The organism is Streptomyces sp. NPDC090108 (genome assembly GCF_044747185.1).
Classification (GTDB): domain Bacteria; phylum Actinomycetota; class Actinomycetes; order Streptomycetales; family Streptomycetaceae; genus Streptomyces.
The window spans coordinates 766,981-786,826 of sequence record NZ_JBIVDQ010000004.1 but is presented as its reverse complement, the minus strand read 5'-3'; the positions used below and the strand labels follow the sequence as shown (position 1 = coordinate 786,826).

General features: G+C 73.5%; 18 protein-coding genes and 1 pseudogene. 11 read left to right on the top strand and 8 right to left on the bottom strand.

Features of this window, described 5'->3' with window-relative positions; all coding sequences use genetic code 11:
• Positions 1 to 13: 13 nt before the first annotated feature.
• From tal to ACIPRD_RS18250, 6 genes are read left to right on the top strand one after another with little or no spacing between them, the layout of a single operon-like run.
• A complete protein-coding gene (tal, locus tag ACIPRD_RS18275) occupies positions 14 to 1,156 on the top strand; it encodes a transaldolase (RefSeq protein WP_401564145.1) in 1,143 nt (380 codons plus the stop codon).
• Positions 1,156 to 2,829 carry a glucose-6-phosphate dehydrogenase gene (zwf, locus tag ACIPRD_RS18270; protein WP_401564143.1) on the top strand — a complete coding sequence of 558 codons (1,674 nt, stop codon included), beginning with the start codon at positions 1,156 to 1,158 and terminating at the stop codon, positions 2,827 to 2,829. The genes tal and zwf overlap by 1 nt, the downstream gene beginning before the upstream one ends.
• A complete protein-coding gene (gene opcA, locus ACIPRD_RS18265) occupies positions 2,826 to 3,752 on the top strand; it encodes a glucose-6-phosphate dehydrogenase assembly protein OpcA (RefSeq protein WP_356399295.1) in 927 nt (308 codons plus the stop codon). The genes zwf and opcA overlap by 4 nt, the downstream gene beginning before the upstream one ends.
• A gap of 1 nt (position 3,753) precedes the next feature.
• Positions 3,754 to 5,406, top strand: a complete 1,653-nt coding sequence (pgi, locus tag ACIPRD_RS18260; RefSeq protein WP_401564140.1) for a glucose-6-phosphate isomerase — start codon at positions 3,754 to 3,756, stop codon at positions 5,404 to 5,406.
• Positions 5,407 to 5,412: 6 nt separating this feature from the next.
• The gene (gene gnd, locus ACIPRD_RS18255) at positions 5,413 to 6,291 is read left to right on the top strand and encodes a phosphogluconate dehydrogenase (NAD(+)-dependent, decarboxylating) (RefSeq protein WP_356399299.1); all 879 of its coding nucleotides are present in this window, start codon (positions 5,413 to 5,415) and stop codon (positions 6,289 to 6,291) included.
• A gap of 6 nt (positions 6,292 to 6,297) precedes the next feature.
• Positions 6,298 to 6,891, top strand: coding sequence for a histidine phosphatase family protein (locus tag ACIPRD_RS18250; RefSeq protein WP_356399301.1), 594 nt, complete (start codon positions 6,298 to 6,300; stop codon positions 6,889 to 6,891).
• Between the two features lie 403 nt (positions 6,892 to 7,294).
• On the opposite strand, the gene ACIPRD_RS18245 is transcribed toward ACIPRD_RS18250, so the two are convergent.
• Complete coding sequence (locus tag ACIPRD_RS18245; protein WP_356399303.1) at positions 7,295 to 7,888, bottom strand: TetR/AcrR family transcriptional regulator; 594 nt, start codon at positions 7,886 to 7,888, stop codon at positions 7,295 to 7,297.
• Between the two features lie 173 nt (positions 7,889 to 8,061).
• Here ACIPRD_RS18245 and ACIPRD_RS18240 point away from each other — a divergent pair, with 173 nt between their 5' ends.
• Positions 8,062 to 8,949, top strand: coding sequence for an NAD(P)-dependent oxidoreductase (locus ACIPRD_RS18240; RefSeq protein ID WP_401564136.1), 888 nt, complete (start codon positions 8,062 to 8,064; stop codon positions 8,947 to 8,949).
• A 69-nt stretch (positions 8,950 to 9,018) separates the two neighbouring features.
• Here the strand turns inward: ACIPRD_RS18240 and ACIPRD_RS18235 are convergent, their stop codons facing one another.
• Positions 9,019 to 9,456 carry a PPOX class F420-dependent oxidoreductase gene (locus ACIPRD_RS18235; protein WP_356399305.1) on the bottom strand — a complete coding sequence of 146 codons (438 nt, stop codon included), beginning with the start codon at positions 9,454 to 9,456 and terminating at the stop codon, positions 9,019 to 9,021.
• Between the two features lie 143 nt (positions 9,457 to 9,599).
• Between ACIPRD_RS18235 and ACIPRD_RS18230 the strand changes: the two genes are divergently transcribed.
• The 3 genes from ACIPRD_RS18230 to ACIPRD_RS18220 all read left to right on the top strand — a co-directional run bounded on the left by ACIPRD_RS18230 (position 9,600) and on the right by ACIPRD_RS18220 (position 12,952).
• The gene (locus ACIPRD_RS18230) at positions 9,600 to 10,187 is read left to right on the top strand and encodes a TetR/AcrR family transcriptional regulator (RefSeq protein ID WP_401564132.1); all 588 of its coding nucleotides are present in this window, start codon (positions 9,600 to 9,602) and stop codon (positions 10,185 to 10,187) included.
• 62 nt (positions 10,188 to 10,249) lie between these two features.
• Positions 10,250 to 11,647 (top strand): MFS transporter, encoded by a 1,398-nt coding sequence (locus ACIPRD_RS18225; RefSeq protein ID WP_401564228.1) that lies wholly within the window; start codon positions 10,250 to 10,252, stop codon positions 11,645 to 11,647.
• Positions 11,648 to 11,728: 81 nt separating this feature from the next.
• A complete protein-coding gene (locus tag ACIPRD_RS18220) occupies positions 11,729 to 12,952 on the top strand; it encodes a serine hydrolase domain-containing protein (RefSeq protein ID WP_401564129.1) in 1,224 nt (407 codons plus the stop codon).
• A gap of 59 nt (positions 12,953 to 13,011) precedes the next feature.
• Here the strand turns inward: ACIPRD_RS18220 and ribA are convergent, their stop codons facing one another.
• Complete coding sequence (gene ribA / locus ACIPRD_RS18215; protein WP_356399313.1) at positions 13,012 to 13,671, bottom strand: GTP cyclohydrolase II; 660 nt, start codon at positions 13,669 to 13,671, stop codon at positions 13,012 to 13,014.
• 135 nt (positions 13,672 to 13,806) lie between these two features.
• Between ribA and ACIPRD_RS18210 the strand changes: the two genes are divergently transcribed.
• Positions 13,807 to 14,550 (top strand): creatininase family protein, encoded by a 744-nt coding sequence (locus tag ACIPRD_RS18210; protein ID WP_356399792.1) that lies wholly within the window; start codon positions 13,807 to 13,809, stop codon positions 14,548 to 14,550.
• Positions 14,551 to 14,651: 101 nt separating this feature from the next.
• Here ACIPRD_RS18210 and ACIPRD_RS18205 read toward each other — a convergent pair.
• The 5 genes and pseudogenes from ACIPRD_RS18205 to ACIPRD_RS18185 form a co-directional block, all read right to left on the bottom strand.
• Positions 14,652 to 15,770 (bottom strand): annotated as a pseudogene (locus tag ACIPRD_RS18205) (lysylphosphatidylglycerol synthase transmembrane domain-containing protein); the annotation flags it as partial.
• A gap of 314 nt (positions 15,771 to 16,084) precedes the next feature.
• Positions 16,085 to 17,140: a class I SAM-dependent methyltransferase gene (locus tag ACIPRD_RS18200; RefSeq protein WP_401564126.1), complete on the bottom strand. Its 1,056-nt coding sequence runs from the start codon at positions 17,138 to 17,140 to the stop codon at positions 16,085 to 16,087.
• Entirely contained in the window at positions 17,137 to 18,318 is a 1,182-nt protein-coding gene (locus ACIPRD_RS18195) for a glycosyltransferase family 4 protein (protein ID WP_356399317.1), read from the bottom strand. Before ACIPRD_RS18195 ends, ACIPRD_RS18200 begins: the two co-directional genes overlap by 4 nt.
• Positions 18,315 to 18,713 (bottom strand): 6-pyruvoyl trahydropterin synthase family protein, encoded by a 399-nt coding sequence (locus tag ACIPRD_RS18190; protein ID WP_401564123.1) that lies wholly within the window; start codon positions 18,711 to 18,713, stop codon positions 18,315 to 18,317. Before ACIPRD_RS18190 ends, ACIPRD_RS18195 begins: the two co-directional genes overlap by 4 nt.
• A 115-nt stretch (positions 18,714 to 18,828) precedes the next feature.
• A complete protein-coding gene (locus ACIPRD_RS18185; protein ID WP_356399321.1) occupies positions 18,829 to 19,812 on the bottom strand; it encodes a dehydrogenase in 984 nt (327 codons plus the stop codon).
• Between the last annotated feature and the right edge of the window lie 34 nt (positions 19,813 to 19,846).

The following is a 19,846-nucleotide window of genomic DNA, read 5'->3' as shown; positions in this document are numbered from 1 at the left end:
GCGACGAAGAAAGATGAGCACTGTGACCGAAGCAATCGCCACCCCCGGAGCCCTCAAGCGTCTCGCCGACGAGGGCGTGTCGGTCTGGCTGGACGACCTGTCGCGCAAGCGGATCACCTCGGGCAGCCTGGCCGCGCTGGTCGACAACGGCGGCGTCGTGGGCGTCACCACCAACCCCTCGATCTTCCAGGCCGCCATCGGCTCGGGTGAGGGCTACGACGCGGAGCTGGCCGACCTCGCGGTGCGCGGCGTCACCGTCGACGAGGCCGTGCGCATGATGACCACCGCCGACGTGCGGGCGGCCTGCGACATCCTGCGTCCGGTCTACGACGCCTCCGAGGGCCGCGACGGCCGGGTCTCCATCGAGGTCGACCCCCGTCTGGCCCACGACACCGTGGCGACGGTCGCCGAGGCCAAGCAGCTGAACTGGCTGGTCGACCGCCCCAACGTCATGATCAAGATCCCGGCCACCAAGGCGGGCCTGCCGGCGATCGCCGAGGTCATCGGCCTCGGCATCAGCGTCAACGTGACCCTGATCTTCTCGCTGGAGCGCTACCGCGAGGTCATGGACGCCTACCTGGCCGGTCTGGAGAAGGCCAAGGAGCGCGGCCTGGACCTGTCGGTCATCCACTCGGTGGCGTCGTTCTTCGTGTCCCGCGTGGACTCCGAGATCGACAAGCGCCTGGCCGCGATCGGCACCGACGAGGCCCTCGGCCTGAAGGGCCGCGCCGCCCTCGCCAACGCCCGTCTGGCCTACGAGGCCTACGAGCAGGTCTTCGCCTCCGACCGCTGGACCGCCCTGGCCGGCACCAAGGCCAACAAGCAGCGTCCGCTGTGGGCCTCCACCGGCGTGAAGGACCCGGCGTACAAGGACACCCTGTACGTGGACGAGCTGGTCGCGCCCGGCACGGTCAACACGATGCCCGAGGGCACCCTGAAGGCCACCGCCGACCACGGTGACATCACCGGCGACACGGTGACCGGCCGCTACGAGCAGGCCCGCGCCGACCTGGCCGCCGTCGAGGCGTTCGGCATCTCCTACGACCAGGTCGTCCAGCAGCTGGAGGACGAGGCCGTCGCCAAGTTCGAGGCCGCCTGGATCGAGCTCCTGGACGCCGTGACCGAGTCCCTGAAGAGCAAGGGAGTGGACGCGTAATGCCGAGCAAGTCAGCCGAGCCGAAGGCGCCCCCCGCCGAGGCCGGGCCGAAGGCACCCGCCGCCGGGTCCGGTTCGAAGGCCCGGGCCGCCGCGGCCGGGCCCGAGGCCGGCCCCGCCGCCGAGGTGCGCGTACCGGTCACCGCGGTGACCGACTGGGACAACCCGCTGCGCGACGCCCGCGACCGCCGGCTGCCCCGCATCGCGGGGCCGTCTGGCCTGGTCATCTTCGGTGTGACCGGTGACCTGTCCCGCAAGAAGCTCATGCCGGCCGTGTACGACCTGGCCAACCGCGGCCTGCTGCCGCCGGGCTTCTCCCTGGTGGGCTTCGCCCGCCGCGAGTGGGAGGACCAGGACTTCGCCCAGGTCGTCCACGACGCGGTCAAGGAGCACGCCCGTACGCCGTTCCGCGAGGAGGTGTGGCAGCAGCTCGCCGAGGGCATGCGCTTCATCCCCGGCGACTTCGACGACGACAAGGCCTTCGACCAGCTGAAGCAGGCCGTCGACGAGCTGGACGCCTCCCGGGGCACCGGCGGCAACTTCGCGTTCTACCTCTCGGTGCCGCCGAAGTTCTTCCCCAAGGTCGTGCAGCAGCTGAAGAAGCACGACCTGGCGGACGCTCCGGAGGGCGCCTGGCGGCGCGCGGTCATCGAGAAGCCGTTCGGCCACGACCTGAAGTCGGCCGAGGAGCTGAACAAGGTCGTGCACGAGGTGTTCGAGCCGGACCAGGTGTTCCGGATCGACCACTACCTCGGCAAGGAGACCGTCCAGAACATCCTGGCGCTGCGCTTCGCCAACCAGATGTACGAACCCATCTGGAACCGCAGCTACGTGGACCACGTGCAGATCACGATGGCCGAGGACATCGGCATCGGCGGCCGCGCGGGGTACTACGACGGCATCGGCGCCGCCCGTGACGTCATCCAGAACCACCTGCTCCAGCTGCTCGCGCTCACCGCGATGGAGGAGCCGATCGCGTTCGACGCGGAGTCGCTGCTCACCGAGAAGCTCAAGGTGCTGAAGTCGGTGCGGCTCCCGGAGAACCTGGGCGAGCACACCGTGCGCGGCCAGTACGCGGGTGCCTGGCAGGGCGGCGAGAAGGTCGTCGGCTACCTGGAGGAGGACGGGATCGACCCCGCCTCCAAGACCGACACGTTCGCCGCGATCAAGCTGGGCATCGACAACCGCCGCTGGGCGGGCGTGCCCTTCTACCTGCGCGCCGGCAAGCGTCTCGGCCGCCGGGTCACCGAGATCGCGGTGGTCTTCAAGCGGGCCCCGCACTCGCCGTTCGACTCCACCGCCACCGAGGAGCTGGGCCAGAACGCGATCGTCATCCGCGTCCAGCCGGACGAGGGCATGACCGTCCGCTTCGGCTCGAAGGTCCCCGGCACCTCGATGGAGATCCGGGACGTGTCCATGGACTTCGCCTACGGCGAGTCGTTCACGGAGTCGAGCCCCGAGGCCTACGAGCGGCTCATCCTGGACGTCCTCCTCGGCGACGCCAACCTGTTCCCGCGCCTTCAGGAAGTGGAGGAGTCCTGGAAGATCCTCGACCCGATCGAGGAGTACTGGGACAGCCATGGCAAGCCGGCGCAGTACGCGTCGGGCAGCTGGGGTCCCGCGGAAGCCGACGAGATGCTCGCACGAGACGGACGGAGCTGGCGCAGGCCATGAAGATCGACCTGACCGACACCACGGCAAGCAAGATCAACAAGGCGCTGGTGGACGGCCGCCGCGCCCTCGGCACCCCGGCTGTGGGCATGGTCCTGACGATGGTCATCGTCACGGACGAGGAGAACGCCTACGACGCCATCAAGGCGGCCGAGGACGCGTCGCACGAGCACCCGATGCGCACCCTGGTCGTCATCAAGCGGCACGTGCGCAACCTGCGCGACCGCACCACCTCCCGGCTCGACGCCGAGGTCCGGGTGGGCACCGAGGCCGGTACCGGCGAGACGGTGATCCTGCGCACCTACGGCGAGGTGTCCGACCACGCCGGCTCGGTCGTGCTGCCGCTGCTGCTCCCCGACGCCCCGGTGGTCGTGTGGTGGCCGGTGGACGCCCCCGAGTCGCCGTCGAAGGACCCCCTGGGCGCCCTCGCCCAGCGCCGGATCACCGACCTGTACGCGGTCGACCGTCCGCTGGAGGTCCTGGAGACCCGCAGGCGCAACTACGCGCCCGGCGACACCGACCTCGCCTGGACCCGGCTGACCCCGTGGCGCTCGATGCTGGCCGCCGCGCTGGACCAGGCCCGCGCCAAGGTGACGTCGGCGGCCGTGGAGGCCGAGGCGGACAACCCCAGCGCCGAGCTGCTCGCGCGCTGGCTGGAGGCCCGCCTGCATGTGCCCGTGGACCGGGTCGTCACCGAGGGTCCGGTCGTCACGGCCGTCCGCCTGGGCACCGCGGGCGGCGAGATCGTCATCGACCGGCCGGAGGGCCCGCTCGCCACGCTGACCCTGCCGGGCCAGCCGCCGCGCACCCTCGCGCTGAAGGTCCGCCAGACCTCCGAACTCATCGCCGAGGAGCTGCGGCGCCTCGACGCCGACGAGATGTACGCCATCGCCCTCCAGGGCGAGGCCGCCAAGGAGAACGCCTGACATGTCCGACGCTCCGTCAGACACCCCCCTGCTCACCCGCCGCCCCCAGTGGACGGCCCTCGCCGACCACCGCGCGGGTGGAGTCCCCTCGCTGCGCGGCCTGTTCGCGGCGGACCCCGGCCGCGCAGAGCGGTACGTCGTCCGGGTGGGCGACCTCTACATCGACTACAGCAAGAACCTGGTCACCGACGAGACCCTGGCCCTGCTCCAGGAACTCGCCACCGCCACCGGTGTCTTCGGCCTGCGGGACGCCATGTTCCGCGGCGAGAAGATCAACCTCACCGAGAAGCGCGCCGTGCTGCACACCGCGCTGCGCGCCCCGCGGGACGCGGTCGTCGAGGTCGACGGCGAGAACGTCGTGCCGGCCGTGCACGCGGTGCTCGACAAGATGACCGCCTTCGCCGAGCGGGTCCGCTCCGGCGAGTGGACCGGCCACACCGGCAAGCGGATCAGGAACGTCGTCAACATCGGCATCGGCGGCTCCGACCTGGGCCCGGCGATGGCGTACGAGGCGCTGCGCCCCTACAGCGACCGCGGCCTGACGTTCCGGTTCGTGTCCAACGTGGACGGCGCCGACCTGCACGAGGCCATCCGTGACCTGGACCCGGAGGAGACGCTCTTCATCGTCGCCTCCAAGACGTTCACCACGATCGAGACGATCACCAACGCCACCTCGGCCCGCTCCTGGCTGCTCGACGCGCTCGGCGGCGAGGAGAAGGCCGTCGCGAAGCACTTCGTGGCGCTGTCGACGAACGCGGAGAAGGTCACCGGGTTCGGCATCGACGTCGACAACATGTTCGAGTTCTGGGACTGGGTCGGCGGCCGCTACTCGTACGACTCGGCCATCGGCCTGTCGCTGATGATCGCCATCGGCCCGGACCGCTTCCGCGAGATGCTGGACGGCTTCCACACCGTCGACGAGCACTTCCGCACCGCGCCCGCCGAGGCCAACGCGCCTCTGCTCATGGGCCTGCTGGGCATCTGGTACAACAACTTCTTCGATGCCCAGTCGCTCGCGGTGCTGCCGTACAGCCACTACCTGTCGAAGTTCACCGCCTACCTCCAGCAGCTGGACATGGAGTCCAACGGCAAGTCCGTGCAGCGCGACGGGCGTCCGGTGGAGTGGCAGACCGGACCGGTCGTGTGGGGCACGCCGGGCACCAACGGGCAGCACGCCTACTACCAGTTGATCCACCAGGGCACCAAGCTGGCCCCGGCGGACTTCGTCGGCTTCGCCCGCCCCGCGGACGAGCTGAGCGAGGAGCTCAAGGCCCAGCACGACCTGCTGATGGCCAACTTCTTCGCGCAGACCCAGGCCCTCGCCTTCGGCAAGACGGCCGAGGAGGTCCGCGCGGAGGGCGTGGCCGAGGAGCAGGTGGCGCACCGCACCTTCCGCGGCGGCCACCCCACCACCACCCTCCTCGCCGGTGAGCTGACGCCGTCGGTGCTCGGCCAGCTGATCGCCCTCTACGAGCACAAGGTGTTCGTCCAGGGTGCCGTCTGGAACATCGACTCCTTCGACCAGTGGGGCGTGGAGCTCGGCAAGGTGCTCGCCAAGCGCATCGAGCCCGCCCTCACCGAGGGTGCCGACGTGCCCGGTCTCGACCCCTCCACCACGGCCCTCGTCGCCGCCTACCGTTCTCTAGGGAAGTGAACTGACATGCAGCTCGGACTCATCGGCCTCGGCAAGATGGGCGGCAACATGCGCGAGCGTCTGCGCCGCGCGGGCCACACCGTCATCGGCTACGACCGCAACCCCGAAGTCTCGGACGTCAAGAGCCTGGCCGAGATGGTCGACAAGCTCGAAGGCCCGCGCACGGTCTGGGTGATGGTCCCGGCCGGCACGGCCACCCAGCTGGTCATCGACGAGCTCAGGGACCTGCTCTCCCCCGGCGACATCGTCGTCGACGGCGGCAACTCCCGCTGGACGGACGACGAGAAGCACGCCGCCGAACTCGGCGTCAAGGGCATCGGCTTCGTCGACGCCGGCGTCTCCGGCGGCGTGTGGGGCCTGCAGAACGGCTACGCCCTGATGGTCGGCGGCAGCGACGAGAACGTGGAGCGGCTGCGCCCGGTCTTCGACGCGCTCAAGCCCGAGGGCCCGTACGGCTACGTCCACGCGGGCCGCGTCGGTGCCGGCCACTTCTCCAAGATGGTCCACAACGGCATCGAGTACGCGATGATGCAGGCGTACGCCGAGGGCTGGGAGCTGCTGGAGAAGGCGGACTCCGTGGACAACGTCCGCGAGATCTTCCGCTCCTGGCAGGAGGGCACGGTCATCCGCTCCTGGCTGCTCGACCTCGCGGTCAACGCCCTGGACGACGACGAGCACCTGGACAAGCTGCGCGGCTACGCGGAGGACTCCGGCGAGGGCCGCTGGACGGTCGAGGCCGCCATCGACTACGCCGTGCCGCTGCCCGCGATCACCGCCTCGCTGTTCGCGCGCTTCGCCTCCCGGCAGGACGACTCGCCGCAGATGAAGATGATCGCCGCGCTGCGCAACCAGTTCGGCGGCCACGCCGTGGAGAAGAAGGACTGACCTGCCGTGGGTGATCTGCTGCTGGTCCGCCACGGCGAGACGGAATGGAGCGTGTCGGGCCGGCACACCAGCTGGACCGACCTGCCCCTGACCCCGAACGGTGAGGAGGAGGCGAAGTCCCTCGCCCCGCTCCTCGCCGGGCGCCGTCTCGCCCTGGTCCTGACCAGCCCGCTGGGCCGTGCCGTGCGCACCGCCGAACTGGCGGGCCTCGGCGGGGCCGGGACGGACCCCGACCTGCACGAGTGGGACTACGGCGGCTACGAGGGCATCGCGACCGTCGACATCCGCCGCACCCGCCCGGACTGGTACCTGTGGCGGGACGGCGTCCCGCCCGGCCCCGAGGGACACCCCGGGGAGTCGCCGGACGAGATCGGGGCGCGCGCCGACCGGGTGCTCGCCCGGATCGGCAAGACGCTCGACGCGGACGACGGTGAGGTGGTCCTGGTGGCGCACGCCCACTTCCTGCGGGTGCTCGCCGCCCGCCGGCTGGGCCTGCCCGCGGCCGACGGCCGCCTGTTCCAACTGGCCACCGGCACGGTCAGCCGGCTCTCCCTGGAGCACGGCCGGCCCGTGGTCGCCGAGTGGAACACCCGCCCGTGACGGCGTGACGTCACACCTCGCCCGCGGCCCGGGTCACCTCGTGCGACCCGGGCCGCGGGCGTTCCGGCGTCCGGCCGGGGTACCGGGGCCCCGACACCGGTACCCCGTGCTCCGGGGCGCTGGGCACACCCCGGAACAGCCGGAACAGGGTGATCATCGGTCGCGATGACGTGGCGGGCGCGACGCCGTGCCCCGTCTCACCGGAGTCTCACCCCTTACACACCCCCACACCCGCTCCTTGCACGGCTCTCACTCTCGCCGGGCGGGGGGGCCGGGCGGGGGCCGGGGACGGAGCCGGGGACGGAGCCGGTCGCGGGACGGCGGCCGGTCGCGGGACAGGGCCGCACGGGACGGCGGCCGGACGCGGGACGGCGACCGAGCGCGGATCGGCGGACGGGCGCGCTCAGGAAGCGGGCAGGGCCGCGTCGAGGAGGGGAGCCAGTTCCCGTACGACGGTCTTCAGCGGGCGTGTGTCCTGTTCCGCGCGCGCCATGAGGATCGCGCCCTCCAGAGCGCTGATCATCAAGGTGGCGAGGGACGCGGCGCGGGCGGGCGGCACCCCCATGCCGGCCAGCGCCCCGGCGACCGGGCCGCGCCAGGCCGTGAACGCGGCGGCCGCCGCCTCGCGGGTGGGGCCTCCCGCCGCGGCGCAGTCCACGGTCGCGGCGGCCACGGGGCAGCCGGACGCGAAGCCCTGCCTGTCGTACTCCCCGGTCCACTGCGCGGCCATCGCCGCGAAGAGACCGGCCGGGGTCGGGGGGGCCAGTTCCGCGAGGAAACGGGCGACCCTGCCTCCCGCGTACCGGCCGGTCCACTCCAGTGCCTCGTTGACCAGCTGTTCCTTGCCGCCGGGGAAGTAGTGCTGGAGCGAGCCGCGCGGTGCCCCGGCATGCGCGGCGACGTCCCGCATGCCGGTGGCGGTGACGCCGTCGCGCCGGATGAGCTGGGCCGCGCTGAACACCATGCGCTCACGCGGGCCGCGCGTGGGCTCCGCCATGTCCGGCCTCCTCCCGCTCTCGCTCCGCCGGCGGCCGCACCGCCGGACCTCCACCCTATGACCGGCGTCATAACAGTCGCTACTATGACAGCCGTCATAGTCGGCATCCCGTCGAGCGAAGGGCGACTCCCGTGGCTCCCGTGACTCCCACGACTCCCGTTCCCTCGGCTCCCGTGACTCCCCCGGCTCTCGGCTTCCTCGGCCTCGGGGTCATGGGCCGGCCGATGGCGCTGCGGCTGGCCGCCGCGGGAACGCCGCTGGTGGTGTGGAACCGCACCCCGGAGCGCGCCGGACCGCTGCGCGCGGCCGACTCCGAGGTGGCGGCGGACCCGGGCGAGGTGTTCGCGCGCACGGACGTGGTGCTGCTGATGCTCGCCGACGAGGCGGCGGCCGACGCCGTCCTGGCCCGCGGCACCCCCGCCTTCGCCGGGCGGGTCGCGGGACGGACCGTGGTCCACATGGGCACGGCCTCCCCCGCCTGGTCCCGCGCCCTGGAGGCCGACGTCCGCGCGGCGGGCGGCCGGTACGTGGAGGCGCCCGTCTCCGGGTCCCGCGTCCCGGCGGAACAGGGGCAGCTGGTCGCCATGCTCGCCGGGGACGAGTCCGCCGTGGACGCCGTACGGCCGCTCCTCGCCCCGCTGTGCCGGGAGACCTTCGCGTGCGGACCGGTGCCGGGCGCGCTGCTGATGAAGCTGTCGGTGAACCTCTTCCTGATCACCCTGGTGACGGGGATGACCGAGGCCTTCCACTTCGCCGAGCGGCAGGGGCTGGACCGGCGGCTGTTCCTGGAGGTGCTCGACGCCGGCCCCATGGCCAGCGCGGTCTCCCGCATGAAGGGGCCCAAGCTGCGGGAGCGGGACTTCGCGGTGCAGGCGGCGGCACTGGACGTGCTGAAGAACAACCGGCTCATCGCGGGGGCGGCCCGCGAGACCGGCCTCGCCTCGCCGCTCCTGGACGTCTGCCACGCGCTGTTCGAGGAGACGGTGGCCCGGGGACACGGCGGCGAGGACATGATCGCGGTGCTGCGCGCGATCGAGGCGAGGACGGAGGGGGCGCGGTAGCCGCCTCCGCCCGTACGCGCGTCCGGTCCGGCCGCCCGCCCCCGCCGACCTCGGCGCCGGCCGCCCCGGTCAGCGCCTGGGCACCCCGTACGCCCGGTCGACCGGCAGGCGTACGACCAGGCGCCGGTCGCGGACCATGGCGGCACGGAAGTCGTCCCAGTCCGGGTGCTCGCCGAGGACGTCGCGGTAGAGCCGGACCAGTTCCTCGACGGTCTCGTCGTGCGGGTCCGCGGCGACCGGCATCAGCTCCGCGGTGCCCTCGGCGACCGTGTAGGCCCAGCGGTCCTCGCTGGTGACGTGGTAGGAGGCGCGGGGGTCGCGGCGCAGGTTGCGGGTCTTGGCGCGGTCGTCGGTGACCGAGATGCGGATGACGCGCTCGTCCGGGTCGTAGGCGTGGCTGACGTTGGACAGCTGGGGGCGCCCGTCGCTCTTGAGGGTGACCAGCACCCCGCCGTGCCCTTCGGAGAGCAGCTTGAGCAGTTCGTCCTGCGTCGAGTCCTGAGTCATACCGGCGTCAACCCCGCACGGCACCCCGGGCATTCCCCGCACGACCCTTCCACGGGCCACCGCGGCACGGAGGCGGTTGGCGGCGGACCACGACAGCCCAGAGGCCGTAGACAATGTCTACGTACTCCTGGTAGACACGGCCCATGACCGAGTCCGACACGAACCTGCGGGCCCGCCTCGTCGACGTCGGCGTGGCCCTGGTGGCCGCCGAGGGAGCCGAGGCACTGACGCTGCGGGAGATCGCCCGGCGCACGGGGGTCTCGCACGGGGCGCCGCGCCGCCACTTCCCCACCCATCTGGAACTGCTGTCCGCGATCGCCCGCCGGGGCTTCACCGACCTGGCCGGCGAGGTGGAGGCGACGCTCGCCGAGACAGTGGGGGCCACCGCGCGCGAGCGGATCGCCGCGCTGGCACGGACCTACCTCCGGTTCGCGCTGGAGCATCCCGGCATGCACGAGCTGATGTTCCGTCATGACGTGCTGGAGAGCGGCCACCTGGGGCTGCGCGGGACGAGCCTTCCCCTCTTCGGACTCTTCGCGGATCTCGTGGGCCAGGTCAGCCCCGGGGCCGACGCCCGGCGGACCGCGGGAGCGCTGTGGGCCGCACTGCACGGACTCGCCCAGCTGTGGCGTTGGGGCAGCCTGCAACTCGCCACCGGTGAGCAGGAGTTCGCACCACTGCTGGACACGGTGCTGAACGCGCACCTCGGGCCACGCGACGGTGAACGGTGAGCCGGGAGGCCGGGCTTGCGCCCGGAAGGGCCCAGGAGCGGCCCTCGGAACGAACGCTGAGGCTGACGCTGGTGAGCAGCGTGGCCGGTGCCGTCCTCGTCGCCCTGGACGGCACTGTCCTCACGGTCGCCCAGCCCACCCTCCAGCGCTCTCTGCACGCGTCGTTCGCCCAGGTGCAGTGGACCAGCACCGCGTATCTCGTCGCGGTGGCGAGCCTGCTGGTGTTCGCGGGGCGGCTCGGTGACCGGTACGGGCAGCGGCGCGTGTTCGCGATCGGCATGCTCGGCTTCGGCGCGGCCTCGGCGGGCATCGGGCTCGCGCCCGGCATCGACTGGGTGATCGGACTGCGGGCGGCCCAGGGCGTGTTCGGGGCGCTGCTCCAACCCGCCACGCTCGGCATGTTGCGGACCGTTTTCCCGCCGGACCGGCTCGCGACGCCCCTCGCGGTGCGGACCAGCGCGATCGGACTGGCGGCGGCCGCGGGACCGCTGCTCGGCGGGGCCCTGGTCGGCGCGTGGGGCTGGCGGGCGGTGTTCTTCCTCAGCGTGCTGCCGGCCCTGGCCCTGGGGCTGCCGGCGCTGCGCAGCACGGACCATGCGGCCGCCGGGGCCGCCAGGGCCGCCAGGGCCGCCGGGGCCGCCAGGGTCGGGACCTCTCGTCCCGGCCTCGATCCCGCCGGTGCCGTCCTGCTCGCGGTGGCCCTGGCCTGCCTCGTGCACACCCTGGTGTCGCTGCCCGCCTCCGCCGCGGCCACCTCCGCCGGACTCGGGGTCGCCGCGCTCAGCGGTGCCGCGTTCGTGTGCCACGAGCGGCGCACCGCGAGCCCGCTGCTGCCGCCCGGGGTGATCGGGTCACCCGCCGTGGGAGCGGCGCTCGCCGTCCTGGTCGCGGCGTCGGCCTCTCTCTTCGGCGCGGTGTTCACCGAGACGTACGTCCTCCAACGCGACCTCGGACTCGATCCGTTCGGCAGCGCGCTGCGCGGCGTGCCGCTGGCGATCCTCATGGTGCTCTCCGCTCCCCTGTGCCCCGCCCTGCTGCGCCGGTGGGGTGCGCGGTGGACGGTGGGAGCGGCGACGGCGGTCCTCGCGCTCGGCGTCCTGGCACTGTCCCGGCCTGCCGGAACGCTCACGGTGGGCTGCGGATTCGCCCTGCTGGGCGCCGGGTTCGGCACGGTGATGGTGGCGGCCACGCATGTCGTCGTACGACGGGCCGAGGTGGCGGCGGCAGGGGTGGCGGGCGGGCTCCAGCAGACCGCGCTGAACGTGGGACCGGTCGTGGGCGTCGCCGCGGCCACCGCCCTGGCGGGCGCGGGTGCGGACCCCGCAAGGACGCTGCTGGTGCTGGCCGCGGTGGCCGCCGTGGCCGTTCCCGCCGCCCGCGCGCTGCCGGGGCGCGGCGTCGTGTCGATCACACAAACACCTGATGAGCGGGTCTTTCCCGGTGGTCCTGCGCGACGATGAGGCTCGTGCGGCCGGGCAGCGGGCGGGCAGGACGGTCCGGCCGGGGCGGCCGCACGGGTACGAGCGTGACGGAGGAGAGCGATGGCACAGCTGCGACAGGAAGCCGAACCCGCCGAGGCCGGGCTGGACAAGAAGGCGCTGGACCGTCTCGACCGGCACTTCGCCCGCCATGTCGACGAGGGGCGGCTGCCCGGCTATCTGGTGGCCGTGGCCCGCGGCGGCCGCGTCGCCCACCTCACCACGTACGGACACCGCGATCTGGCCGCCGGTCTGCCGGTCGAGGCGGACACGCTGTGGCGGATCTACTCCATGACCAAGCCCGTCACGGCGGTCGTGGTGCTGATGCTGGTGGAGGAGGGCAGGCTGTCCCTCGACGATCCGCTCGAGAGGTATCTCCCGGCCTTCGCGAACCCCCGCGTGTACGAGAGCGGTTCGGGAGCGGACGTACGGACCCGGCCTGCCGCCGGACCCGTCCTGATCCGGCATCTGCTCACCCACACCGCGGGCCTGACGTTCGGCTTCTACCACAAGCACCCCGTGGACGCCCTCTACCGCGAGGCGGACCTCGGCTCCTCCGTGCCGGCGGGCGCCGACCTCGCCGAGACGGTCGACGTGTACGCGCGCATGCCGCTCCAGTTCGACCCGGGCACGCAGTGGAACTACTCGGTCGCCACCAATGTGCTGGGGCGTGTGATCGAGGTGGTCTCGGGAAAGCCGCTGGACGAGTTCTTCGCCGAGCGGGTCTTCCGTCCGCTCGGGATGACGGACACCGGCTTCCACATCACCCCCGAACAGGGCACGAGGCTGGCCGAGTTGTACGGCGAGACGGAGGAGGGCGGCATCGAGCCGGTGCCGGGACTGCCGGTACGCGGACGGCCGCGCTTCCTGTCCGCCAGCGGAGGCCTGGTGTCCGGCGCCGGCGACTACCACCGGTTCATGGAGATGCTCCGCCGGGGAGGCGAGCTGGACGGCGTCCGCCTGCTGGAGGCGGGCACCCTCGCACGGATGACCCGCAACCAGCTGCCCGGCGGCGCCGTCCTGCGCTCCTTCGGTGCCCCGGCCCACCAGGAACCCGGCAACGACGGGCTGGGGTTCGGCTTCAATGTCTCCGTCGTGACCGACCCGTCCCGCACGCTCGCCCCGTCGCGCCTGGGCACGTACGGCTGGACCGGCGTGGCCACCACCGCCTTCTGGGTCGACCCGGGTCACGATCTGACGGTGCAGTTCATGACCCAGGTACGGCCGAAGAAGCTGAAGCTCTTTCCCGAGCTGCGGCGGCTGGCGTACGGGGCCCTGGCGGACTGAGGCGGGCGGGCCGCGGCGCCACGGCTCCCGGCGGGGGCGCGGGACGGCCTCCCGCCCCGTCAGGAGCCGTGCGCTACGGCGTCCAGGTGGGGCAGGTGGTGGTCCAGACGCTCCCGCTTGGTGCGCAGGTACCGGATGTTGCTCTCGCACGGCTCGATGAGGAGCGGCACCTGCTCGGAGACGCGGATGCCGTGCTCCGTCAACGCCTCGCGCTTGCGCGGGTTGTTGGACATGAGCCGGACCGAACGCACCCCGAGGTCGTGCAGGATCTCCGCCGCCACGCGGTAGTCGCGGGCGTCCACGGGCAGCCCGAGCGCCAGGTTCGCCTCGACCGTGTCGAGCCCCTCCGCCTGGAGGGCCATCGCGCGCAGCTTGGCGAGCAGTCCGATGCCGCGGCCCTCGTGGCCCCTCAAGTAGACGACGATGCCGCTGCCTTCGGCGACGACGGAACGCAGCGCGGAGGCCAGCTGGTCGCCGCACTCGCAGTGCTGGGAGCCGAACGCGTCACCGGTCAGGCATTCCGAGTGCAGTCGCACCAGCACGTTCTCCGTGCCGATCTCGCCGTGCACCAGGGCGACCTGTTCGTCACCGCGGTCGTGGTCCATGTAGCCGACCGCCTGGAATTTCCCGTACACGGTGGGCAGCGGGGCATTCACGACGCGTTCCGCACCCGAACGCCGAGAGGACTTCTTGCCGAAGGCACCGGTGTTTTCTGTCATGATCTGATTCCTCAACAGAGACGAAAGGCCGTGAAAAAGATGAGTGGTTCGGGAGCGAGGGCGGCGGACGGGACGTCGTCGGCCGGGACGTACGGGACGGCCCTGGAGCCGGCCCGGGAGGTCGCGCACGGCGTGATGCCGGCGGACACCACCGAGGACGTACGGGCGCGGGGTGCGGGGAGGTCACCTCAGGTCGCCGTCCTTCCCGTCGGCAGCTTCGAGCAGCACGGTCCGTATCTCCCGCTGGCGACCGACACGCTGGTCGCCTGTGCCGTGGCCGGGGAGATCGCCGCCCGGTACCCGGTGCACCTGCTGCCTCCGGTGACGATCGCCTGCTCGCACGAGCACGCGGACTGGCCGGGCACGGTGAGCATCTCCGCCGTGACGCTGCACGCGGTGGTCCGGGACATCGCGGAGTCGCTGCGCCGCTCCGGCGTCGAGGCGCTCGTCGTGGTCAACGGGCACGGCGGCAACTACGTGCTGGGCAACGTCGTCCAGGAGGCCTCCGCGCGCGGGGAGCGGATGGCGCTCTTCCCGGCCGCGGAGGACTGGGAGGAGGCGCGGGAGGCGGCCGGAGTGGTCACCTCGCTGCTCACCGACATGCACGCCGGGGAAATCGAGACCTCCATTCTGCTGCACGCTCATCCCGAATTCGTCCGCCCTGGTCACGAGTCCGCCGATTTCACCGCGGACGACCGCCGTCATCTGCTCACCACGGGAATGTCCGCCTATACCGAATCGGGGGTCATCGGACGTCCGTCGCTGGGTTCGGCGGAAAAGGGGAAGGCGTTGCTGGCCGGCCTGGCCGAGGCGTTCGAGCCGTATTTCCGGCTGCTCACCGGTTCGTCGGACGAGGACTCCGGCGCGGTGCGCGGGTAGCCGCGCAGCCCGGTGTACCAGCGGGCGACGAGGACGGCGGCGCCGGGCAGGCTCGCCACGAGGCTGAGCACGCCGTACACGACGGCGACCGCGACCCCGCTGCTCGCGCCCAGCCCGGCGGCGCCGAACGCCCAGGCGGTGGCGCCCTCGCGGGGGCCGAACCCGCCGACGTTCAGCGGTACTCCCATGGCGACCAGGGCGAGGACCGCGAGCGGCAGGAGCACGGGCACCGACGCGGTGGCGCCCGCCACCCTGGCCGCGACGACGAACATCGCGAGATGGCCGGCGAGCACGACGGCGGACGACAGGGCGACACCGGGCGCGCTCTGCCGGGACAGCAGGCCCCGGCGCGCCTCGCCGAGGGCGGCGCCGCCCCAGGTCCCGGTCCTCGTCCCCGGCGTGCCGGACGCGTCGTCCGCGCCGCGCCGGGAGGGGGCCCGGTTCATCCGGACGGCGACGACGACGGCCAGCGCGCCGAGCGCGGCCAGGGCCGCGGGGGCGGCGAAGCCGCGGACGTCGGCACGGACCGGGGAGGGCAGCGCCAGCAGCAGCGCGGCGCCGATGACGGCGAGGGTCACCTGGCCGGCGACCCGTTCCAGGACCACCGCCTTCACGCCGCGCCTCATGTCACCGGCGCTCTGCCCGTGCCGGACCGCCCGGTGGACGTCCCCGAGGACCCCGCCCGGGAGGGCGGCGTTCAGGAACAGCGCACGGTAGTAGTCGGCGGTCGCGGCGCCCAGCGGCAGCCGGATCCCGAGCGCGCGGGCCACCAACTGCCAGCGCCACGCGCTGAACACGGTGGTGACCACCCCGATGCCCAGCGCGAGCAGCACGGTCACCGTGTCGATGCGGCGCAGTCCGTCGAGCAGGACGCCGGTGCCGAGCCGCCAGAGCAGCAGGGAGAGGATGGCCACGCCGGCGACGGTGCCGAAGTGGGTGCGCAGGGCGCGGGAGTCGAGCCGCCGGCGGGCCGGCGGCTCCGGGGCGACCTGCCCGCCGCCCCGCTCGCCCGCACCCTCACCCGCGTCGGCGAGGCTGTGGGCATCGGCGGAGATCCGGGCGATGACGGGGGACGGCACGACGGCGGAGCCCGGTGCGTCCGCGACAGCCGGGGCAGCCGGGGCGTCCACGGTGGCCGCGCCGCCGACGGAGGCCAGGCCGTCCGGGGTGGCCGGGCCGCCGGTGACGGTCGTACCGCAGACGGTGGCCGGGTTGTCCATGGCGGCCGCGCTACCGGCGGAGGCCGGACCGTCCACGGTGACCAGGCCGTCCACGGTGGCCGCGCCACCCGCGGAGACCGGGGCGCCCGCGGAGACCGGTGCGTCCGTGGCGGCCGGGGTGCCGGCCGCGGTCGTGCCGCGGGCGGGGCGCGGCACGACCGGTGCGGCCTCGGCGGCCGGTGCCGCGCCGGCGCCGGCGGCGCGGGAGCCGCCGCGCGGCCCGCGCGCGGCGGTCACCCGCAGCTGGATCCCGGCCCGTGCCGAGCGCAGTGCCGTGCCCGCCCCGGCTCCCACGCCGTCCCCCGTCCGCCCGCTCATGCCGTGTCCCCCGCCGTCCCGGTCAGCGCGAGCAGGTCGCTGTGGTGCACGACGACCCGCAGCTCCCCCGCCTCGCAGGCGGCCAGACGGTCCCGCAGATAACGCTCGGCGCGCTCGGCCAGTTCGGGCCGCTGCTCGACGGCGGCGCCCACCCAGCCCCGCAGCCACTGGGCGGTCAGCGTCGACTCCGCCGCGCCGAGCCGCCACGGGCTCGGGTGGACCCGGACCGTGGCGCCGTACTCGGCGAACACCTCGCAGGCGACGGGCACGGCGTCCGGGCCGAGCAGGCCGCCACGGCGCTGGTGCGCGTTGAACGCCTCGGCGATCTCGTCGTCCAGCGGGTCGGACGGCGTGAGGTCGACCCGGCCCGCGACGGACAGCGTGAGCAGTGCCGGCACACCGGCGCCCGCGCAGGCGGCGGCGAGCGTGCGGAGCTGCTCGCGGTCGAGGACGTCGAGCAGCGCGGAGGCCGTCACCAGCGAGGCCCCGGCCAGCGCGTCCGGGGTGAGCAGGGCGACGTCGCCGCGCCGCGTCTCGACCGTGACCCGGCTGCCGTCGGCGGAGGCGCGCGGGGAGGCGACCGCCGCGAAGTGCAGCAGGTACGGGTCCCGGTCGTGCAGGACCCAGTGCTGGGCGCCGTCCAGCCGGGGCGCGAGCCAGCGGCCCATCGAGCCGGTGCCGCAGCCCAGATCGTGCACGACCGCGCCGCCCTCCGCCCCGGCCGCCCGGTCCCGCAGCGGCTTGAGCAGCTCCTCGGCGCGGGCGTCGGCGTCGGCGGCCTCCCGCAGCTGGAGCCACTCGGGCGCGTACCGGGCCGGCTCCTCGGGATCGTCCTCCCGCAGCCGTACGGTGGCCCGCTCGCCGGGGCGGGCGACGGGCCCGGCACCGGCGATGACGGAGGAACCCGCGGTTCCGCTCTGTCCGCTGTCCATGAAGGCCTCCTCGCCCGTCCCCGGCACGTCTGCCCCGGCCGGCGCGGGCCGAACGGATTCCGCTGCGCCCGGCCCCGGCTGGGCCGGGACCGACCCGGTCATCGTGTGCGTGTCGCTCATGCCGCCCTCCTCGGGGCGCCGGGGAGCCTGCCCAGGACTCCGGCCAGGCTGCGGGCGGTCGTCGGCCAGCCGCCGAGCGCCGCGCGGCGGCCGCGGGCGGCGGCCTTCAGCCTGCGGCGGACGTCGGCCTCGCCGAACCAGCCGCGCAGTTCGGCGGCGAGCGCGGCGGGGTCCTCCGGCGGGACGAGGATGCCGGGCACACCGCCGTCGGGGGCGCGGCCGACCGCCTCGGGCACGCCGCCGACATCGGTGGCGAGGACGGGGATGCCCCGGGCGAGGGCCTCGGTGACCGCCATGCCGTACGTCTCGGCGTAGGAGGTGAGGACCATCAGGTCGGCGGCGGCGTAGCTGGCGTCGAGCGCGGCGCCGGAGCGGGGGCCGGTCAGGCGCAGCCGGTCGGTGAGCCCGAAGCTCTCGATCTGGGCGCGCAGCCGGGTGACGTACTCCGGGTCGTGGCCGAGGCCGCCGACCAGGTCGCAGGTCCACGGCAGGTCCCGTACCGCGGCGAGAGCCTCGACCAGGCGGTGCTGGCCCTTGCGCGGGGTGACGGCCGCGACGCACAGCAGGTGCGAGACGCCGTCGGTGCCGGGCGCCGGCGGCGCGATGTCGGCGCCGGGGGTGGCGAGATGCACCCGTTCGGGGGCGAGGCCGTGGTGGGAGACGAGACGGCGGACCGCCCAGTCGCTGGTGGCGACGACCGCGGGCACCGCCCGCAGCACGGTCCGCTCCCGGGCGTCGAGGTCGGCGGCGAGCGCCGGGTCGAGGCCGGTCTCGTCGCCGAGCGGCAGGTGCACGAGGACCGCGAGCCGGAGCCGTTCGGCCTCGGGCACGACGACCTCGGGCACCCCGCAGGCGACCAGTCCGTCCAGCAGGACCACCGTGTCGTCGGGCAGTTCCGCGAGGGTGCGGGCGAGTGCCTCCCGGTCGGCGGGGGCCGGGTCCGGCCAGGTGCCGGACGCGGCGTGCCGGACGACCTGCCAGCCGAAGCCGGGCAGGTCCAGGCAGACCCGGCGGTCGTAGGCGTTGCCGCCGCTGGGCGCGGACGGGTCGTCGACGCCGCCCGGCATGACGAAGTGCACGGTGCTCAGGGACATGGGGATGATCCCGATGCTCTCGGGGGCGGCGGGCCGTACGGCCGCGCCGGCCAGCGGGGCCCGCTCGACGGTCAGATCGCTCACAGGCCACGCTCGTAACTCGCCCAGGCGACGTGCGACTCGTGCAGCGTCACCGCGATCCCGGCGAGACCGCGGGCCCCTTCGCCGAGCGCCCCCTTGTGGACGCGTTCGGCGAGCCGGTCGGCGACGACCTTGGCCAAGAACTCGGTGGAGGTGTTGATCCCGGCGAACTCCGGCTCGTCGTCGAGGTTCCGGTAGTTCAGCTCGGCGGTGATGGCACCCAGTTCCTTCGTCGCCAGGCCGATGTCGACGACGATGTTGTCCTCGTCCAGCTGCTCGCGGCGGAACGTGGCGTCCACGAGGAACGTGGCGCCGTGCAGTCGCTGCGCGGGTCCGAAGACCTCGCCGCGGAAGCTGTGGGCGATCATGATGTGATCGCGGACGGTGATGCTGAACAACGGACGACCCTCCAGGTGCGGCGCGTCTGATGCCCCCTCGGTTGGTGACGGGGGTTGACGTCTAGTACGGCTCTTCGCTTCCCCGCGTTCAGTGCTTCCTCACTCTTTTCTCAGGTCAGGCCGGGTCGCCGTACCTGACGCGGTGGCACAGGGCCGGGATCTCGCCGGCGGCGAGACGCGGCATGACCTCGGGCAGTTCCTCGAATGCGCTCTCTCCGGTGATGAGTGCGTCGAGCGCCGGGTCGGCGAGCAGTTCCAGGGCGAGTGCCATCCGTTCGGCGTAGCCGCGGCCCGCGCGGGCGGCCGGGGAGACGGTGCCGACCTGGCTGCTGCGGACGGTGAGCCGGCGGGAGTGGAAGGCCTCGCCGAGCGGCAGGGTGACGCTCCGGTCGCCGTACCAGCTCAGTTCGACGACCGTGCCCTCGGGCGCGAGGAGTTCCAGGGCCCGGGTGAGGCCCTGCTCTGTGGCGCTGGCGTGGACGACGAGGTCGCAGTCGCCGAGCGCGTCGCCGGGGGCGGCGAAGTCGACGCCGAGGGCCTCGGCGGTCTTCGCGCGGGCCGGGTCGGCGTCGACCAGCTGCAGCCGTATGCCGGGGAAGCGGGCGAGCAGCGCCGCCACCGAGCAGCCGACCATGCCGCCGCCGACCACCGCGATCCGGTCGCCGACCAGGGGGGCCGCGTCCCACAGGGCGTTCACGGCCGTCTCGACGGTCCCGGCGAGCACGGCCCGCGCGGCCGGGACCCGCTCGGGCACGACCGTCACGGCGCTCACCGGAACGACGTAACGGCTCTGGTGCGGATACAGGCAGAAGACCGTACGCCCGATCAGCTCATCCGGCCCCGCCTCCACCACCCCGACGCTGAGGTAGCCGTACTTCACCGGGGCGGGGAAGTCGCCCTCCTGGAACGGCGCCCGCATCACACCGTGTTGGCCGGCCGGGACCCCGCCGCGGAACACCAGGGTCTCGGTGCCGCGGCTGACCCCGGAGTACAGGGCGCGTACCAGTACCTCGCCCTCCCCCGGCTCCGCGAGGGTGATGTCACGCAGCTCACCGTGGCCGGGTGAGCGCAGCCAGAACGCGCGCGCCGAAGGGTTCATCGGCATCCTCCTGAACGATCGGGAACTTGTTCAC

Excerpts from the sequence above, each read along its gene's own strand:
- tal (WP_401564145.1), top strand. The coding sequence starts at position 14 with ATGAGCACTGTGACCGAAGCAATCGCCACCCCCGGAGCCCTCAAGCGT.
- zwf (WP_401564143.1), top strand. The coding sequence starts at position 1,156 with ATGCCGAGCAAGTCAGCCGAGCCGAAGGCGCCCCCCGCCGAGGCCGGG.
- opcA (WP_356399295.1), top strand. The coding sequence starts at position 2,826 with ATGAAGATCGACCTGACCGACACCACGGCAAGCAAGATCAACAAGGCG.
- pgi (WP_401564140.1), top strand. The coding sequence starts at position 3,754 with ATGTCCGACGCTCCGTCAGACACCCCCCTGCTCACCCGCCGCCCCCAG.
- gnd (WP_356399299.1), top strand. The coding sequence starts at position 5,413 with ATGCAGCTCGGACTCATCGGCCTCGGCAAGATGGGCGGCAACATGCGC.
- ACIPRD_RS18245 (WP_356399303.1), bottom strand. The coding sequence starts at position 7,888 with ATGGCGGAGCCCACGCGCGGCCCGCGTGAGCGCATGGTGTTCAGCGCG.
- ACIPRD_RS18235 (WP_356399305.1), bottom strand. The coding sequence starts at position 9,456 with ATGACTCAGGACTCGACGCAGGACGAACTGCTCAAGCTGCTCTCCGAA.
- ACIPRD_RS18230 (WP_401564132.1), top strand. The coding sequence starts at position 9,600 with ATGACCGAGTCCGACACGAACCTGCGGGCCCGCCTCGTCGACGTCGGC.
- ACIPRD_RS18220 (WP_401564129.1), top strand. The coding sequence starts at position 11,729 with ATGGCACAGCTGCGACAGGAAGCCGAACCCGCCGAGGCCGGGCTGGAC.
- ribA (WP_356399313.1), bottom strand. The coding sequence starts at position 13,671 with ATGACAGAAAACACCGGTGCCTTCGGCAAGAAGTCCTCTCGGCGTTCG.
- ACIPRD_RS18210 (WP_356399792.1), top strand. The coding sequence starts at position 13,807 with ATGCCGGCGGACACCACCGAGGACGTACGGGCGCGGGGTGCGGGGAGG.
- ACIPRD_RS18200 (WP_401564126.1), bottom strand. The coding sequence starts at position 17,140 with ATGAGCGACACGCACACGATGACCGGGTCGGTCCCGGCCCAGCCGGGG.
- ACIPRD_RS18185 (WP_356399321.1), bottom strand. The coding sequence starts at position 19,812 with ATGAACCCTTCGGCGCGCGCGTTCTGGCTGCGCTCACCCGGCCACGGT.